Annotated in this window: 18 protein-coding genes; 10 read left to right on the top strand and 8 right to left on the bottom strand. The window is 44.3% G+C overall.

Going from position 1 to position 17,482, the window contains the following annotated elements:
• The first annotated feature begins 178 nt into the window (after positions 1-178).
• From hemA to prmC, 3 genes are read left to right on the top strand one after another with little or no spacing between them, the layout of a single operon-like run.
• On the top strand, positions 179-1,429 hold the full coding sequence (gene hemA / locus CXF82_RS22155; protein WP_101089933.1) for a glutamyl-tRNA reductase: 1,251 nt from the start codon (positions 179-181) through the stop codon (positions 1,427-1,429).
• 13 nt (positions 1,430-1,442) lie between these two features.
• Positions 1,443-2,528 (top strand): peptide chain release factor 1, encoded by a 1,086-nt coding sequence (gene prfA, locus CXF82_RS22150; RefSeq protein ID WP_101089934.1) that lies wholly within the window; start codon positions 1,443-1,445, stop codon positions 2,526-2,528.
• Positions 2,529-2,574: 46 nt separating this feature from the next.
• The gene (prmC, locus tag CXF82_RS22145) at positions 2,575-3,417 is read left to right on the top strand and encodes a peptide chain release factor N(5)-glutamine methyltransferase (protein ID WP_101089935.1); all 843 of its coding nucleotides are present in this window, start codon (positions 2,575-2,577) and stop codon (positions 3,415-3,417) included.
• 51 nt (positions 3,418-3,468) lie between these two features.
• On the opposite strand, the gene CXF82_RS22140 is transcribed toward prmC, so the two are convergent.
• Positions 3,469-3,900, bottom strand: coding sequence for a GNAT family N-acetyltransferase (locus tag CXF82_RS22140; protein WP_101089936.1), 432 nt, complete (start codon positions 3,898-3,900; stop codon positions 3,469-3,471).
• Positions 3,901-4,136: 236 nt separating this feature from the next.
• Between CXF82_RS22140 and CXF82_RS22135 the strand changes: the two genes are divergently transcribed.
• From CXF82_RS22135 to CXF82_RS22110, 6 genes are all read left to right on the top strand, one after another.
• Positions 4,137-4,532, top strand: a complete 396-nt coding sequence (locus tag CXF82_RS22135; protein ID WP_101089937.1) for a SirB2 family protein — start codon at positions 4,137-4,139, stop codon at positions 4,530-4,532.
• 8 nt (positions 4,533-4,540) lie between these two features.
• Positions 4,541-5,320: a transglutaminase family protein gene (locus CXF82_RS22130; protein ID WP_101090033.1), complete on the top strand. Its 780-nt coding sequence runs from the start codon at positions 4,541-4,543 to the stop codon at positions 5,318-5,320.
• Between the two features lie 164 nt (positions 5,321-5,484).
• Positions 5,485-6,753: a DUF819 family protein gene (locus tag CXF82_RS22125; protein WP_102038826.1), complete on the top strand. Its 1,269-nt coding sequence runs from the start codon at positions 5,485-5,487 to the stop codon at positions 6,751-6,753.
• 71 nt (positions 6,754-6,824) lie between these two features.
• Positions 6,825-7,673: a 3-deoxy-8-phosphooctulonate synthase gene (kdsA, locus tag CXF82_RS22120; protein ID WP_101089939.1), complete on the top strand. Its 849-nt coding sequence runs from the start codon at positions 6,825-6,827 to the stop codon at positions 7,671-7,673.
• Positions 7,674-8,173: 500 nt separating this feature from the next.
• Positions 8,174-9,733, top strand: a complete 1,560-nt coding sequence (locus CXF82_RS22115; protein ID WP_102038825.1) for an AbgT family transporter — start codon at positions 8,174-8,176, stop codon at positions 9,731-9,733.
• 257 nt (positions 9,734-9,990) lie between these two features.
• The gene (locus CXF82_RS22110; RefSeq protein WP_102038824.1) at positions 9,991-10,866 is read left to right on the top strand and encodes a DMT family transporter; all 876 of its coding nucleotides are present in this window, start codon (positions 9,991-9,993) and stop codon (positions 10,864-10,866) included.
• Between the two features lie 48 nt (positions 10,867-10,914).
• On the opposite strand, the gene CXF82_RS22105 is transcribed toward CXF82_RS22110, so the two are convergent.
• The 5 genes from CXF82_RS22105 to CXF82_RS22085 form a co-directional block, all read right to left on the bottom strand.
• Positions 10,915-11,613 (bottom strand): phosphatase PAP2 family protein, encoded by a 699-nt coding sequence (locus CXF82_RS22105; RefSeq protein WP_102038841.1) that lies wholly within the window; start codon positions 11,611-11,613, stop codon positions 10,915-10,917.
• A 79-nt stretch (positions 11,614-11,692) separates the two neighbouring features.
• Positions 11,693-11,797 carry a methionine/alanine import family NSS transporter small subunit gene (locus CXF82_RS22100; protein WP_102038823.1) on the bottom strand — a complete coding sequence of 35 codons (105 nt, stop codon included), beginning with the start codon at positions 11,795-11,797 and terminating at the stop codon, positions 11,693-11,695.
• Positions 11,794-13,293: a sodium-dependent transporter gene (locus CXF82_RS22095; RefSeq protein WP_101089944.1), complete on the bottom strand. Its 1,500-nt coding sequence runs from the start codon at positions 13,291-13,293 to the stop codon at positions 11,794-11,796. Before CXF82_RS22095 ends, CXF82_RS22100 begins: the two co-directional genes overlap by 4 nt.
• 126 nt (positions 13,294-13,419) lie before the next feature.
• Positions 13,420-14,442 (bottom strand): ketopantoate reductase family protein, encoded by a 1,023-nt coding sequence (locus CXF82_RS22090; RefSeq protein ID WP_102038822.1) that lies wholly within the window; start codon positions 14,440-14,442, stop codon positions 13,420-13,422.
• A 43-nt stretch (positions 14,443-14,485) separates the two neighbouring features.
• Complete coding sequence (locus CXF82_RS22085) at positions 14,486-14,893, bottom strand: VanZ family protein (RefSeq protein WP_374702332.1); 408 nt, start codon at positions 14,891-14,893, stop codon at positions 14,486-14,488.
• 124 nt (positions 14,894-15,017) lie between these two features.
• Between CXF82_RS22085 and CXF82_RS22080 the strand changes: the two genes are divergently transcribed.
• Positions 15,018-15,503, top strand: a complete 486-nt coding sequence (locus CXF82_RS22080) for a YajQ family cyclic di-GMP-binding protein (protein WP_101089946.1) — start codon at positions 15,018-15,020, stop codon at positions 15,501-15,503.
• Positions 15,504-15,563: 60 nt separating this feature from the next.
• On the opposite strand, the gene CXF82_RS22075 is transcribed toward CXF82_RS22080, so the two are convergent.
• Positions 15,564-16,970 carry an AmpG family muropeptide MFS transporter gene (locus CXF82_RS22075; RefSeq protein ID WP_374702331.1) on the bottom strand — a complete coding sequence of 469 codons (1,407 nt, stop codon included), beginning with the start codon at positions 16,968-16,970 and terminating at the stop codon, positions 15,564-15,566.
• Positions 16,971-17,150: 180 nt separating this feature from the next.
• Positions 17,151-17,471: a hypothetical protein gene (locus CXF82_RS22070; RefSeq protein WP_101089947.1), complete on the bottom strand. Its 321-nt coding sequence runs from the start codon at positions 17,469-17,471 to the stop codon at positions 17,151-17,153.
• Positions 17,472-17,482: the final 11 nt, after the last annotated feature.

Here is a 17,482-nt window from a genome sequence, read left to right as displayed (position 1 = left end):
TCAGCGTAAATGAGAGTCATCTCTGTGTAAAAATAGTTAAAAAAGTGATGCTAATAGAAAAAATGGGTAAGAACAGATATTATTATTCGGTTTTGTTAAGCATATTCTGTTTTTAACAAATCTAATTCAGTAGAATGGCACCCATAAATAAGATGCCCAAGAGTCCAGAAATAATCAAATGAGCCTTGTAGCAATCGGAATAAATCATAAAACGGCCACGGTCGACCTTCGTGAGAAAGTTGCATTCTCGCCAGACAAAATTCATGAGGCCATGAAGAGTCTAGCGTCGCACACTCAGTCGGGTGAAGCCGTCATTATTTCCACCTGTAATCGGACTGAACTTTACTGTAATAACGGTGAAGAGGCCGATGTTGTGCGGTGGTTGGAAGAATATCATCAACTTTCTCATGCAGATGTAGAGCCCTGCCTGTATCAATATAAAGATCAGGAAGCGGTTAAACATTTGATGCGTGTCTCTGCAGGACTAGACTCGCTGATCCTTGGTGAACCTCAAATCCTAGGGCAAGTTAAACAATCTTTTGTTAAAGCAAAAGAAGCTGGCACCGTTGCGTCCACAATGGACCGCTTATTTCAAAATACTTTTTCTGTTGCTAAGAAAATTCGTACTGAAACAGAAATCGGTGCCGCAGCGGTATCCGTTGCATTTGCTGCGGTAAGCATGGCAAAGCATATCTTCTCCTCTTTAAGCACCACCCAAGTACTATTGGTTGGCGCGGGTGAGACGATAGAGTTGGTTGCCCGTCATTTAAAAGACAATGGTGTAAAGACCATGGTCGTTGCAAACCGAACTCTTTCACGTGCCGAAGCCATGTGTGATGAGTTTGGCGCGACAGCAATTACGCTAGAACAGATCCCTGATTTTCTCCCTAAGGCCGATATCGTGATATCCTCTACGGCTAGCCCATTACCGATCATTGGTAAAGGCATGGTAGAAAAAGCGCTTAAGCAGCGTCGTCATCAGCCTATGTTGTTGGTAGATATAGCAGTTCCTCGAGATATTGAGGCCGAAGTAGCGGATCTGGATGATGCGTTCCTATACACCGTAGATGACCTGCAAAGCATCATTGAACAGAATATGGCTTCTCGAAGAGAAGCTGCCGAGCAAGCAGAATTAATTGCAGACGATCAATCTTATCAATTTATGGAGTGGATCCGCTCATTAGAGTCGGTTGACAGTATCCGTGAATATCGCAGTCAGAGTATGGCGATAAAAGATGAGCTGGTAGAGCGAGCGGTCAATAAATTGGCCCAAGGTGGTAATAGCGAACAAGTGTTGCTAGAGCTTGCCAATAAGCTGACCAATAAATTGATCCATGCCCCGACCCAAGCGCTTACTGCTGCGAGTCGCCGAGGGGATCTCAATTCTCTTGGACAATTAAGAACCGTGCTCGGATTAGATAAAGACTAAGGTTAGCGTTTTAATGAAGGACAGTGTGATTCGCAAGCTTGAAGGCTTGCTTGAACGTAATGAAGAAGTGTTGGCGCTACTGAGCGATGCAGGTGTTATTGCCGATCAGGAGCGTTTTCGCGCCTTGTCTAAAGAATATTCTCAATTAGAGGATGTTGTCAGTACCTTTAAATCTTTTCAGCAGGCCGAGGAAGATCTTGAGTCAGCTAAAGAGATGATGGAAGAGGATGATGCTGAACTTAAAGAGATGGCTCAGGAAGAGTTTAAAATTGCTAAAGCAGCAATAGCATCGCTTGAAGATGAACTGCAAATCCTATTGCTACCAAAAGATCCTAATGATGATAACAACTGCTTTATTGAGATCCGTGCAGGTGCGGGTGGCGATGAAGCGGCAATTTTTGCTGGTGATCTGTTCCGTATGTACAGCAAATACGTTGAAAGTAAACGCTGGCAGTTAGAAGTGATGAACACTAACGAAGGCGATCATGGTGGCTTTAAAGAGGTTATCGCTAAAATCAGCGGTGAAGGTGTATACGGACAATTGAAGTTTGAGTCTGGCGGACACCGTGTTCAACGTGTACCAGAAACTGAATCTCAAGGCCGCGTGCACACCTCAGCATGTACCGTTGTTGTTTTGCCTGAAGTTCCTGAATCAGAAGCAATTGAAATTAATAAGGGCGATCTGAAAGTCGATACTTTTAGAGCATCAGGCGCTGGTGGACAGCACGTCAACAAAACAGATTCGGCTATCCGTCTTACGCACATCCCATCCGGTATTGTGGTCGAGTGTCAGGACCAGCGTTCACAGCATAAGAACCGTGCTCAAGCGATGAGTGTGCTTACAGCCCGTATTCAAGCTGTAGAAGATGAAAAGCGTCGTAGCTCAGAAGAAAGTACTCGCCGTAATTTAGTGGGTAGTGGTGACCGCTCTGAGCGTATTCGTACTTATAACTTCCCTCAAGGTCGAGTTAGTGAGCATCGAATCAACCTAACCCTTTACCGCTTAAATGAGTTTATGGAAGGTGATTTGGATGTGGTTCTTGAACCGCTAATCCTAGAAAATCAAGCCGATATGCTTGCAGCTTTGGGTGACAACTAACTCAAGAACTATTGAGTTAGCTTGAATCTTAGAATAAGGACATTCCTTGCAATTGACTATATCTGAGGCCCTTAAATGGGCCTCTTCTCAGTTAGAAACCATATCCGATTCAGCGTCACTTGATGCTGAAGTCATGCTGCTTCATGTCATCAATAAGCCGCGTAGCTACATCTACACTTGGCCAGAAAAAAGCTTGGGCTCAGCGCATGTCTCTGAGTTTAAGCAGATGCTTGCTAAGCGCCTTAGAGGTAATCCGATCGCTCATATCGTGGGTGAACGAGAGTTTTGGTCTCTGCCGTTTAGAGTCAATGCCACCACTTTGATCCCTAGACCTGATACTGAAATATTAGTTGAAACGGCACTAAACTTACCCCTCGCTGCAAATGCGCGGGTATTAGATTTAGGCACGGGAACGGGCGCAATCGCATTATCGTTAGCGCATGAGCGTAACGAGTGGAAGGTGTGTGCTATTGATAAAGTCGACGAGGCGGTAGCACTGGCGATTGAAAACCGTATTAACTTAAAGCTTGAACAAGTTGATGTGTTCCAAAGCGATTGGTTTGATTCCGTCGAGTGCTATGATTTTAACTTGATCGTGTCTAACCCGCCCTATATTGACGAAGAAGATGAACATCTTTCTCAAGGCGATGTACGTTTTGAGCCGAAAAGCGCCTTAACTGCGCCGTTAAAAGGCTTTGCCGACCTGTTTCATATTGCTGATTGCGCCCGTGATTATTTAGCGCCAGGCGGTTATTTGTTACTTGAACATGGTTATCAGCAAGCTATCGAGCTTAGAGAGAAGTTGATTGAGCTAGGCTATGAAAATGTGGCCACAGTGCGCGACTTTGGCAGTAACGATCGCTGTACGTTAGGTCGTTGGCCTAGATAGCGAGTCATTATTACTGATTGTAAAGGCACTTTTAAAGTGCCTTTTTTGTATCTATACACTTAAATAAGATGACGATAAGGCTTTAACCATGAAGTATTTACAGCCCGTTTCTGGGTAAGCCTGTTGTATCCACTTAACGTCATAACCTCTGGTTTCATAAAAAGGTTTGGCCTGAAAGTTTAGCGTATCGAGCATGGCACATTTGCAGCCTCTCGATAGCGCAATACTCTCTGCTTCAGCAAGCAGTTTATGGCCGATTTGTTGCCCTCGTAAGCTCTCCGATACCCATAAGTTGTCAATCATTAACCAGTTGCCAAAGGTTCTTCCTGAAAACCCCGCTAGAAGTTCACCTGTTTCACTCTGCAGCTTTAATCCTAGCGGCAACCTTTCTGATACTTCCCAGTGTTGCCAATTAAACTCTGCAATTTTGTCTTTTACCACTTGGGCAAATGTGTTGCTGTCGTCCGAGGTAAATAGACCCATTCGCTTGCTGCTCCACCTTTTTTTATTGACGGTATAATATATGAACTTAGTGTTAAAAATAGAGGCCGTGGTAAATAATACGCATACTCGTTGCTGATTAAGCTAAGCAGTTGTAAAAAACGACATGACTAATGGCTAAAATTCACGCACTTCATCAGGATACTATTGTCTGATATTGGTTATGGTTAAGGGGATCGGGTACACTAGCGCCTTTGTCGGCCAAAAGACCTAAAATCATGGAAACGTTCTATAGTTTGTACCCTGTGTTTAAGCATACTCACATGACATTTGTTGCGTTAAGCGTGTTGTTTTTTATTGTACGTTTTTCTCTTCATCTACGTCAGTCTCCGATAATGGACAAAAAATTCATTAAGATAGCGCCTCATGTTATCGATACCTTCCTGCTTTTGTCTGGATTGATTTTGTGCTTCTCGATTAAGCAGTATCCATTTGTTGATACTTGGATGACCGAGAAACTAGGTGCTGTCGTTGCTTACATAGCACTTGCGACCATCGCGCTTAAAGCCGATCGTAATAAATTATTTAAAGTCTTTGCTGCATTAGGTGCTTTAGGTTGGGTGTTTTATGCCGCTAAACTCGCGGTGTTTAAGCAAGCAATGTTGTTAGGTTGAAGACTGACTTGAAACTTAACGATTCAATTAAATTACCCGAAACGGCTTTTGAAGTTGCTGAGCATCTTGGCTTTTCAAAAGCTAAGAATGCTAACTGGGCTTGGCTTGAACTTGCGGGTTCAGTGCTGAGCTTTTATGTTGTCGATCGTCATGAACGTTTAGCTGGGCTACTCAATTGGTTTTATAATGACTTGGGTTTCTGTCCTCGCGAAGATTATTACAGTGCTGAGGCGGCAGATCTCGGTAAATGCATGACGTCAAAGCAAGGTAATAGCACCACACTGGCAACAGTGTTAATGCTACTCGCAAAGCAGTTAGATCTGAAACTTGAACCGTTACTTTTACCGGGACAAACCGTACTGCTTAGCCAGATTGATGACGATATTCGTTATATCGACCCTTTAACCGGTAATGAGTTTAGCAAGCACCAGTTGCATATATTGGTGCGGGGTGAGCTTGGTAATGCGGCAGCGTTAAAGCCTAGTTACTTAAAGCCAGTTTCAGTCAAGCGTCTAGTATCACGCATGATCCATGAGATGAAAGCGGGCAGTATTGTTGCGCATAAATTTGAGCCTGCGATGGAGTGCTGTAATTTACTGCTTCAATGGCACGCTGAAGATCTTAACCTCAATCGTGAACGGGCTTTTATTGCCCAGCAGTTGGGGTGTATCAGCGTTGCAACGGCTGACTTAAAGCATTTTGTCGATAACAGTCCACATGATCCCGTTATTGAACTGGTGAAGATGCAATTGAAAGAACTTAAAGAGGACGTTGAAACGTTCCATTAAGTGTAAAAAAAAGGAGGGCCTAACGGCCCTTTTTTAGTAAAGCTATCATTAGTATTAGAGCGCACTAATGCGCCATTAATGAAACCACAAATTGAACAGCAAGAATAATAACTAGGCAAAGTACTGTAAATAAAAGTACCGCCATTATCAGGGAGATAGCGTCAATGAGTAGTTCCGCTTCGGTCACCAGCGCATTAGTCACTAATGATGCAACAGCGCTCGGCATACTCGCCGTTGTGTTGGGTTTTGTTTTTTATACCAGCAACAGCAGTCACCCTTTTTGGAAGAAGTTTTATAAGTTCATTCCCGCATTATTGATGTGTTATTTTTTACCATCATTGCTCAATACCTTTAATATTATCGATGGTAGTACCTCGCAGCTGTATTTTGTCGCCTCGCGCTATTTGCTACCGGCTTGTTTAGTACTGCTTATTTTAAGTGTCGACTTGAAAGCCATCATGTCACTGGGTCCGAAAGCGATTATTATGTTTTTGACGGGTACCGTCGGCATTGTGATTGGCGGTCCGATTGCCTTGCTTATCGTCTCTAGCATCAACCCTGAAGTACTAGGCGTGACAGGCCCTGAGGCTGTATGGCGCGGTATGACTACGCTTGCAGGAAGTTGGATTGGCGGCGGCGCGAATCAGGCGGCAATGAAAGAAATTTACGAAGCCGGTGGCGATATCTTCTCTATCATGGTGACCGTCGATGTCATCGTGGCCAACATATGGATGGCTGTATTGTTGTTTATGGCATCAAAAGCCAAAGAGATCGATGCTAAAACAGGGGCTGATACAACGGCTTTAGAAGCATTGAAAGACAAAGTTGAAAAGTACCATGCCGAGAACTCACGCATTCCGAGTCTAAATGACTTAATGATGATTGTAGCTGTGGGTTTTGGTATCACCGGCCTAGCCCATTTATTTGCCGACTTCTTAGGGCCATTTTTCGAAGCTAACTACCCATGGACACGTGATTACAGCTTAACCTCTAAGTTCTTCTGGTTAATCGTCACTGTAACGACTATCGGTTTGGCAATGTCGTTCAGCCCTGTGCGTCACTTAGAAGCGGCTGGTGCATCGAAAGTCGCCACGGTATTCTTGTATATCTTGGTCGCGACTATCGGCTTACATATGGATGTGTCTAAGCTATTCGATGCCGAGAACCTATGGTACTTTGCGATTGGTATAATATGGATGACAGTGCATGCGAGCTTTATGCTCATTGTCGCCAAAATAATTAAAGCGCCGCTGTTTTATATGGCGGTGGGCAGTCAAGCTAACGTCGGTGGCGCAGCGTCTGCGCCAGTGGTTGCTGCGGCATTCCATCCAGCGCTTGCGCCTGTTGGTGTGCTTCTGGCCGTGTTGGGCTATGCTTTAGGCACTTATATGGCATGGATGTGTGGTCAAATCCTGCAAATAGTCGCAACCTAGTGTTATCGGTAACAATTTAATTTGAATAACGCCAAGGCAAAGGTCTTGGCTCACCAAGAGAGAAGAGATTGATGAGCAATAAAACCATTGGTTTAGGGTCGATTGAAATCGCAAATGACAAACCTTTTGTGTTGTTTGGTGGTATGAATGTGCTGGAGTCACGTGATCTTGCAATGCAGATTGCCGAGACTTACGCGGAAGTGACTCAGAAACTGGGGATCCCTTACGTATTTAAAGCGTCATTTGATAAAGCGAACCGCTCATCGGTTAACTCTTACCGTGGCCCTGGCATGGAAGAAGGTTTAAAGATTTTTCAAGAGATAAAAGCGACCTTTAACCTACCGATCATTACCGATGTTCATGAAATACATCAGTGTGCTCCAGTGGCTGAAGTTGTTGATATTATTCAACTGCCAGCGTTCTTAGCACGTCAAACTGACTTGGTCGTGGCAATGGCTCAAACTGGCGCGATTATCAATGTTAAAAAGCCACAGTTTTTAGCGCCTCATGAGATGCGTCATATCATCTCTAAGTTTAATGAAGCGGGTAACGACAATATTATATTGTGTGAGCGTGGTTCAAGCTTTGGCTATAACAACCTAGTGGTTGATATGTTAGGCATGGATGAGATGAAACAATCAGGCTATCCAGTGATGTTTGATGCGACTCATGCTTTACAACAGCCGGGTGGACGCAGCGATAGTGCTGGTGGACGCCGCGCTCAAGCAACAGAGCTTGCACGCAGTGGTATGGCATTAGGTTTAGCGGGCTTGTTTATTGAAGCGCATCCAGATCCAGATAACGCAAAATGTGATGGACCTTGTGCATTGCCGTTAAACCAGTTAGAAAACTACTTAAAACAAATGAAAGCGGTCGATGATCTTGTTAAGTCATTTGAGCCAATCGATACCAGTAAGTAATTTGTCACTTAAAGTCTATTTACTGCTAAAGCCTCGTTGAACAACGGGGCTTTTTTATGCCTATCTGAAACTGCAACAGTAGTAATACCAATCAGTATAAAGATTTGATCGCTCAGCGAGAATTTAGCGGTTCTTAGGCAAGGCCGCGAGTGAAGAGCATAGTCATTCTACGTTTAAGCTCGTTAACGCCGCATCAGAATCGCTAAAACTCGCCTATTAGGAGTGTTTTGGACTGCCTACTTCTGCGTTGAATGTACTCATAAGGGGATAACCATTATGTCCCCCATTCGCCTTGAATGAGTTTGCCAAAAACACTCTGAGTAGATACTGATTGGTATAACGCTATCTAATTTAAAATCAGCCGCTTAATTTAAGCTTGGGTAAAGCCACGAATTATATCCTATCGTTTACTAAGAAATCCGCGTTGCTGAGGTTGAGCCTGATGTATAGGTTTTCGCTTTTTAGCCAGACGGATAAAAACAAAATAGGTTGGATTGATTATGGCGAGTACACAAATCCCTGCTGATAACGGTGCGCAGGGCATGCTAGGTAAAGCGCTGGACGGTATTGAACGTGTGGGTAATAAATTACCTGATCCGGCGATGTTATTTCTAATACTGATGTTTGCAGTGTGGGGGCTCTCAGCACTGTTGTCAGGTGTCAGTTTTGATGCGATAGACCCACGCACTGACAGCCCAATTGTGGTGAACAATCTGCTGAGTGCGGATGCGCTCACTCACTTCCTAACCTCCATGGTTAGCACTTTTACCGCATTCGCTCCTTTAGGCGTAGTACTAGTCGCTATGCTAGGTGTTGGCGTAGCAGAGCATTCTGGCTTTATCAATACAGCGCTTAAACAGATGCTCAAGATAACGCCGGCAAAGTTTCTGACTCCTGCAGTGGTGCTGGTGGGTATTATCTCGCATACCGCAACCGATGCGGGTTACGTGGTGGTGATCCCGCTGGCTGGGGTTATCTTTTTCACTGTCGGACGACACCCATTAGCGGGAATAGCTGCAGCCTTTGCAGGAGTATCGGGTGGATTCTGTGCCAACTTCATTCCATCGGGAATTGACCCGTTACTGCAAAGCTTTACTCAGTCAGCGGCGCAAATTGTTGACCCAAGTATTGAGATAAACCCGCTTAACAACTGGTTTTTTGCGGCCTCTTCTTGTATTCCAATCACGCTGCTGATTTGGTGGTTAACCGATAAAGTGCTTGAGCCTAGACTAAATCGAACCCATAAGGTAAACCGCGACGAAGTGGACTTACCGGCGATGGATAAGGTTACGCCTATAGAGTTGAAAGCATTTCGAAGTGCCTCTTTAGTGATGTTAATCGCGATAGTGGGCTTTTTCTCACTAACTCTGCCAGAAACCTCAACTCTGCGTGATAGTAACGGCTCACTTACCAGTTTTAGTGCTCCTTTGATGCAGTCTATTGTACCGCTGATATTTATCTTTTTTATGTTGCCCGGACTCGTGTATGGCTATATCACCGGCAGTTTTAAAAACTCGAGTGATGTAGTGCAAGCAATGTCTAAATCGATGAGTGGTATGTCGCATTACATTGTAATGGCATTTTTCTGCGCTCAATTTGTAGCAGCATTTTCGGCATCGAATCTTGGGGCGCTAATTGCAGTTGAGGGAGCGAGTGGTCTTAAAGCGCTTAACTTACCGGCAGAGATAACCGTTGTGGGGATGATTATACTGGTTGGTTTTGTAAACCTGTTTGTGGGTTCATCCTCGGCAAAATGGGCATTGATAGGGCCAGTACTGGTGCCAATGTTGATGCAGCTCAATATCAGTCCAGATTTATCGCAAGCCGCTTATAGGGTAGGGGATTCAAGTTCCAACATCATTACCCCACTGATGCCTTATTTCCCGTTAGTGGTGGTCTATTGCCAGCGTTATGTGAAGGGTATTGGCATAGGAACGCTGATCTCTATGATGTTGCCGTTTAGCCTTGCCTTAATGACGATTTGGAGTGGTTGGTTACTGCTTTATTGGTCAATCGGATTACCGCTAGGGCTAGGGTCTAGTTACAGCTACGGCTTATAATTTAATGAGTGACTAATGTCAGTGTTAATGTGTGCAGCAAGCTAATAAAAGGCCAAGTTATTTAACTTGGCCTTTTATATATCGGGATCTTGGTAATATCGAGGTTTTTACTGATGATGAATCGAGCTAATTTGATGGAGTACACTCTCCTTATCATCCTCACTAATATTCACTATTTAGCTGAATGCAGAGCGTATCTTCGCTAACCATTGCATAATGGACCGAAATATCCTCTAAATTTAGGTGTGCAGTATAAGATGGGATGGATTCTTTTTACTTTTCTTGCCGCGTCAATGCAGGCATGGCGTAACGCATTTCAAAGCCAACTCAGTAAAGACGTTAATACCGCAGCGGTAACTTTGGCGCGCTTTTTATGGGCGACGCCTATTGCACTGGTTTATTTAGGCGGTTTATATTATTGGCAGCCGGTCGGGCTGCCTTTTGTTACTCCGACATTTAGCCTTTATGTGCTTGCTGCCGCAGTAATGCAGATCCTTGCCACCGTGCTGATGGTTAAGCTGTTCAAAATGCGAAACTTTGCAGTGGGTGCTGGTTTAGCTAAAAGTGAAGCTTTGATGGCTGCTATTTTTGGCGTGGTATTTTTTGGCACTTACCTATCATGGCTAGGCTGGTTGGGAGTCTTGCTTGGCGGTGTTGCTGTTTTCATCATGAGCAGTGGTCATAAGTTAAAACAGATATCCATTCCCACTGTGATGCTAGGTATCGCTTGTGGCAGTGCATTTGCACTGACTTCACTTTGGGTACGAGCTGCTAGTCTCAGTTTGGATCTGCCATTTCCTCACCGTGCGGCCTGGGTACTATTGTTCGTTATTGCGATCCAGACATCGGTACTAGTGTTGTATGCCTATGTGGTTGATCGAAGGACTATTGATAGCCTATTAAAACGCCCGAAACTGACGCTATTAACCAGTACCACTAGTTGTTTAGGCTCTATTGGTTGGTTTAGCGCTATGTCTCTGCAAACAGTGCCGTATGTTAAAACACTTGGGCAAATTGAGGTGTTCTTTACGCTGTTAATTGCCGCTTTCTGGTTAAAAGAAAAGGTCAAAATAAAAGATATAGCTGCGCTAGTGATGATTGCTATCGCGGCGATTTTAGTGATGTGGGGTTAACGCTAAACTTCAATACCGCGAGACTCTTAATTCTGTTCTTAGATTCAACTAACCAGCCTGATACTTATGCGATAGATAGCGGCTTATGTTAATCGATATGTGAGCTGCTAGGACTCCGAAGGTTGCCCCTGCAAGTAGATCACCTAAGAAATGGTAGTTCTGGCCGACTTGTCCAGCTATCGCCCCTAACATGGCTATCATCCAAATCCCTTTTAAGCGTGGAAACCGCCACCAAAATACGCTCACTAGTGCGAAGGTAAAAAGGGCATGCCCAGAGGGAAAGGAGTTATAAGCGAGCCCTTGGGCAAATGGGTGGAAGCCCTCTACACCATCGGTAATCCAGGATGGATTGCTCCCCGTTGCGGTATGGACCCAAGTTTCAGGCCAAGTACGACCAAAGGCAAACTTAGCACTCACACGAACGGCACTGGCCATGATTAAGGTAATAGTGAGCGTGAGTGCGAGCGAAGCAAACTTTTCTCGGCCTTTGGGGGTAATGCAGCAGATAAGTACCAAGGCGGATAATATTTCAAACAGTAGCGGCATTTGACTCAAGGGTTTAAAGATATAACTGGCGTGACTATACTGATGCATCCAACTGGCAATGCCGCGATCGAGAAATAGCACACAGAATAACGTCAGCGTGATGGCGCTAAGGTACAGGCATATACTGGTGCGTATGCTGATAGATGGTACGACATCAGGCGTAAGTAAAGGCATTTTAATTGAAAATGTTGGCTTGTTCATCAATGGCTTAGCAATAGGTGTTCTAGATGATAATAGTTTAGAGACTGATAAAGCCAAGCACAAGTAGTTTGCCAATAAGCTATTTTTTGTGTGATTTTTTCATCGCAATAGCAATACAGATTGCAGCGCCACCCCAAGTGATGATCAGTGCTAGTACCATCATAATGATTGCTCCAGTACTCATGGTTTACGCTCCTGTGGTAGGTGTTGATTCGACACTAGGCCGATAAAGATGGCACAAAAAAGCATTAGTGCGATAAGACCCCAGCCTAAAAGTAATTGATCGACGACGGGGTAGTCGCCATAGCCATTTTGAATAGTATTAATGAGGTTTTTGACCAGGATCCCTGCCAACATAATAGGGCTAATAAAGCGTAAGCAGACGATAAGCCACTTACCTACGCTAAACTCGCTACTGCGATTAACATAATCTCTGACATCTGCCAGTTTGAACAGCCAGCCCATGATCAATAGCTCAATCAAACAACTGGTCAGCAGTGCAACGTTGTTGATGAAGTAGTCCACCAGATCCAATAGCAGTAAGCCGCCATTACTGGAGAATGCAAGTGAGGTGATATAGCCTAGGGCACAAACTAACAAGGCAGCTTTCTTTCTTGAAATCGTGATTTTATCAATCACCGCGGATACCACGGCTTCAATTATCGATATATGCGAGCTAAGCCCTGCAACCACTAGGGCAAGAAAGAACAATGGCCCGAGAATATAAGGTATTGGTAATAAGTTGATTGCTGCAGGAATAGTGACAAAAGCGAGTCCCACCCCAGAGGTGACTACTTCGGTGATCGGTTTCGATTGTTCAGCAGCCATATAACCCAATACCGCAAAAATCATGATCCCACCGAGTATAGAGAAACCACAATTGATCAGTACGGTCATAAAGGCATTGTTGTTGATATCCGATTTCTCTGGTAAATAACTGGAGTAGGCCAGCATGATGGCAAAGCCAACACTGAGGGTGAAAAATATCTGTCCGTAAGCGGCTGACCATACTTTAGCATCGAGAATTTTACTAAAGTCAGGCCTAAATAGGTAGTTGAGCCCATCTAAAGCGCCGGGCAACATAACGATCCTACCTATAAGCACTAACACCATGATAAATAGCAAAGGCATCATTATTTTACTGGCGCGTTCGATGCCGGCTTTCACACCGGAATAAACCGCCAGAGTGGTTATTGACCAGGCGACCGTCATCGGTATTGCAATGTGGAACTGTAGGTCACCAAGCTTAGTGGGGGAGTTATCGCCTAGCGCTAAGTATTCGTCGAAAAAGAAACTATTGGTGTCGGTGCCCCAGCTTTGGTCGACTGAGAACACTAAGTAGGACATTGCCCAGCCAATAATAGCGACATAATAAACGGCAATAACCGCTGCGATAAAGACTTGAAACCAACCTAACCATTCGAGTCGTAACCCAATACTTTGCCCTAGCTTGGCGAACACCTTTGGCGCTGCTCCGCGGTATTTATGGCCGAGGCTAAATTCCATAATCATAAATGGAATACCTGCTGAGAGCATGGCAAATAGGTAAGGGATAAAAAACGCACCACCGCCATTTTCATAGGCCATATAGGGGAAGCGCCAGATATTGCCTAAGCCTATGGCTGAGCCTACAGCAGCAAGAATGAAGCCTGTTCTTGAATTCCATTGCTCTCTTTGCATCGAACGCGCCTTTTTCTTGCCAATTACTAGATTGTAAATTGGAGATCATGGCTTAATTTTAGTCTGAATTCAGAATCTTGCTTTATATGGGGTATTGGCGTGTAAGCTCGTCCTTAGTTACAGGTTCTAGCGGCGATATTGCAGCTCTAAACACTTGATTTGATCGACAAGCTGTTGGTTCTGAGGCGTGGTAATACCATGCCGTTTTGCCATCTGGACAACAAATCCATTAATGGAGTCAATTTCTGTGGTTCGTTGATGCAGCACATCTTGATGCATCGACGAATAGTTGTCGGCCGTAAGCGTTATTACTTGGTAAACCCTATCTAACACTGAAGGTAACTCCAATGGAATATGTTCGGCATTTGCGACTTTTACCAGCTCTGTGACCGCCGCTATGATGGTGTCACGGTATTGCTCATGTGCAAGCTGACCATTTTGACAATTATGGATCGCGGTCAGTGGATTAATCGCGACATTGATTGCCAGCTTTTGCCAGAGCATAGTCAAGATCTCTTCACTCCACAGACTTTGTGGTATGGCAGTTAAAAGTATGTTTTTAAGCGATTCAGATAATGTTTTCTGGGCAGAAGGCTTTTGCTGTGAAGCCGTTCCTAACGGCTTAAAATGCTTAGGCAGGTGAAAAGTCCCTAGCTGAGTGACCCCTTTGCCAGTTTGTTTGGTATGCCACTGAGATTGTTTTAATGCGGCTTGAGAGGTGGTGCCAAGACTAAGGCTCTGCCCGTTGAGCATTTGGGCAACGCCTAAATGCGGTCCCATTCCATTGTGTAACAGTAAGATGTTGCACTCAGTGCTGAGCATGGGGATGATTATTTTGAGTGCGGCGCAGACTTGATATGCTTTGAGACAAACAATGAGTAGATCGGTCTCTGGCAATCGCTGCGAATAGTCATTTAGGCCAACAAACTCTGCAATCTGAGTAGACTCAGTATTGTCTAGATTGGTAAACGTGAGCGGTTGTAATTGTGAATGCGCAGCTCTGCTAATGACGTTAACTGCTATTTTGCTCGCGGAGACATCAGTGCTTAGCTGGTGATAGATCAGTTGCCCTATCGCACCAGCGCCAACAATGCTGACCTGCTTTAATAATGTCGAATTTGGTGAGGTTGAATCGTTGGCTAAGATCATCAGTGATTTATGTTCTTTAATTATCAGGTATTAGCTTCTTTGCTTAGCCTACACTGTCGTCGATAACTTTCGCAGCTTTAAAGTACTTTATATAGAGCCATAGCGTGAAATAAAACAGCGCGATACCCATCATGTCAGCAATGACATCAGCAACGGAAGCGCTGCGGTAAGATAGCTGAGATTGGACCATTTCGATAAAGACGGCATAGACGGCTAACACGACTGCAAGTAAATACCATCTCGGTTTAAAGGCAAAATAGGTCAGACAGGATAGGACAAAAAAACTGCCGAGATGACCTAGTTTATCAAAGTTAGGAATGCTGTTGATGTTATAATTTGGCTTGGAAAAAACCAAATAACTAACGACCATTAAGGTTATTGCTAACGCGAGCTTGAAGATATTTTGTTTGTTGATCACATCGTACACACTGGAGTCATTTGCCTTTATCATAAAAAAATAGGCCGATAAAGTCACCTATAACTATGCTTGGTATCAATTTAATCCTTATTACCTCTTCAAGTCATCGCTTTTCGTGGGTAAAATACGGTCAAATCAAATTTTAAGGATCAAGCGCATGCCTTCAATGGATATCGTGTCTGAAGTAAATGAAGTCGAATTACGTAACGCCGTGGACAATTCTATACGTGAATTGCAAGGTCGCTTTGATTTTCGCGGCAAAGAAGCCAGTTTCGAATATAAAGACCATGCGGTGACGTTATCTGCCGAAGATGACTTTCAATGTAAGCAGTTAGTGGATATTTTACGTATGCAATTAAGCAAACGTGATGTTGATCCTAAGTCGATGGATGTTGCTGATAAGGCCATACATAGTGGTAAAACTTTCTCTTTACAGGTGAAATTTAAAGAGGGTATCGAAACATTAATTGCTAAGAAGTTGGTTAAGCTGATAAAAGACAGCAAGCTTAAAGTGCAATCTTCTATTCAGGGTGACTCGGTGCGTATTACCGGTAAAAAACGTGACGACTTGCAAGCAGTTATGGCGCTAGCGCGCGAATCGGATCTTGGACAACCGTTTCAGTTTAATAACTTTCGGGATTAATCGCTTTCGCGACTCATCCTAAGGCGTCGACAACTCATGTTGTTATAAGAGAGCTCACCGTTAACTGTTGAGCTCTTTTTGTTGGGTGCTTTCATCAGCGGTCACTGTTTGAGTCTCGGGGACATACTTTTGCACCAACAGCACTAGCCCTAATACTGGGAAACCGATTAGACTGGCACCAACAAAGAAACTCACGTAGTCATAAGCATCTATGTACGCGCCGGAGAAACCGGCAACAAACTTAGGAAATAGCAACATGATGGACGACAGTAATGCGTATTGCGTCGCACTATAGCCGGTGCTGGTTAGGCTAGAGAGATAAGCAATAAAGGCTGCCGTTGCAACGCCACCGCTGAAATTGTCGACCGAGATCGCTAGGGTTAAAAAAGGCACGTTGTAGCCAATGACGGCTTGATAAGCGAAGAGTAAGTTGGTAGTGGCGACCAAAAATGCGCCTAGAAATAATATTTTCATTGTGCCGTACCGAGCCACTAATAGCCCGCCGGCACCAGCGCCCACCAGCGTCATGATCAAACCATAGACTTTACTTAGTGTGGCAATTTCTGCTTTAGAGAAGCCCATGTCTACGTAAAATACGTTTGCCATTACGCCCATCACAATATCTGAGATCCGATAAGTCGATATTAACAGTAGAATTAGGATGGCACTTTTACCATAGCGTTTAAAGAAGTCGAGAAAGGGCAGTACGCTGGCGGTATATAACCAAGACAGAGTGGCCGCTATTGCTGGCGAGTAACGCATCGAAAACTGTTGCTTAAGCTCAGCTTCTTTCTCATCGGCCTCTTTAGATTCTACTTTGGGTTCATCGCTAAATAGCGTGGTGATGATACCGACGGACATTAAGCCCGCCATGGCTAAATAGGCTGTTTGCCAAGACACTAAGCTATAGGTGTCATTACTCGGTTCAATCCAGGCGGCGATGGTTAATGCACCTGCGGTCGCAATAATCATTGCGCTGCGATAACCCACTTGATAAGCCGCGGCTAGCGCTGCTTGCATCTTTTCTGACGCAGATTCAATTCTGAATGCATCAATAACAATGTCCTGAGTTGCAGATGCCAAGGCAACCATTAAGGCAAAAACAGCCAGCTTTTCGATATCGACCAGAGGATCGCTCTGGCTCATGCCTACAATGGCAACGACCAGGATCAGTTGGGCGAATATCATCCAGCCTCTGCGCCGGCCAAGTAGCTTAGTGAATATAGGTAATGACATTCGATCGACTAGCGGCGACCATGCCCATTTGAAACCATATACTAATGCTATCCAACTGAAATAACCGATAGCCGTTCGGTCTACTCCCGCTTCTCTTAGCCAAAAAGAGAGTGTTGAAAAAACTAACATTAGCGGTAAGCCAGCTGAAAACCCCAAAAGTAATAGGATCAGAACCCGTTTATGACAGTAGATCGAGAGTGATTTTTTGATGCGCTGAGAATAAGAGGTCATTGACACTGAAGGCACACGCTTGCTTAAAAAGTCAGGATATAAACAGCTTACGGGTGAGTTTGCTTTGGTTCAAGGATTTAATGGTGGGGGCAACGAATAATTGGTTAGACCCACTAAAAAGCCCAAAGCGAGAGGCTTTGGGCTTTGGGTGTTGCTTTTAGTTAAAGCTTTCGATTGAAACTAAGGTCTAACGCCCACACATCCTTGAGGAATTTCTCCACCAATACTGAGATAGTCACAGCAGTCATCGACTTGCTGCCTCAAGAACTGATTACCTCTAATTGCCCAAAAGGGCCATTTGTCGAAGGAATGTAGTAGGTGCCAAAACACACGCTCCATATCCGTTTGCGCATCACCCTGATGGTCATACATCTGCCATTCTTCTAAGGTGTCCCATAGATATAGCTGGATTTCATTGAAATCGAGTTGATTACTTAAAAACGCTTTTCCATAAAAAGCCAGCTGGGGCGCTTTATCATCAATGAACTCATTTGGTGTCATTGAACCGCCTC

Origin of the sequence: Shewanella sp. GutDb-MelDb (genome assembly GCF_002836075.1) — a bacterium.
In the GTDB taxonomy this organism is placed as follows: Bacteria; Pseudomonadota; Gammaproteobacteria; order Enterobacterales; family Shewanellaceae; genus Shewanella.
This window is presented reverse-complemented; position numbering and strand designations above follow the sequence as displayed.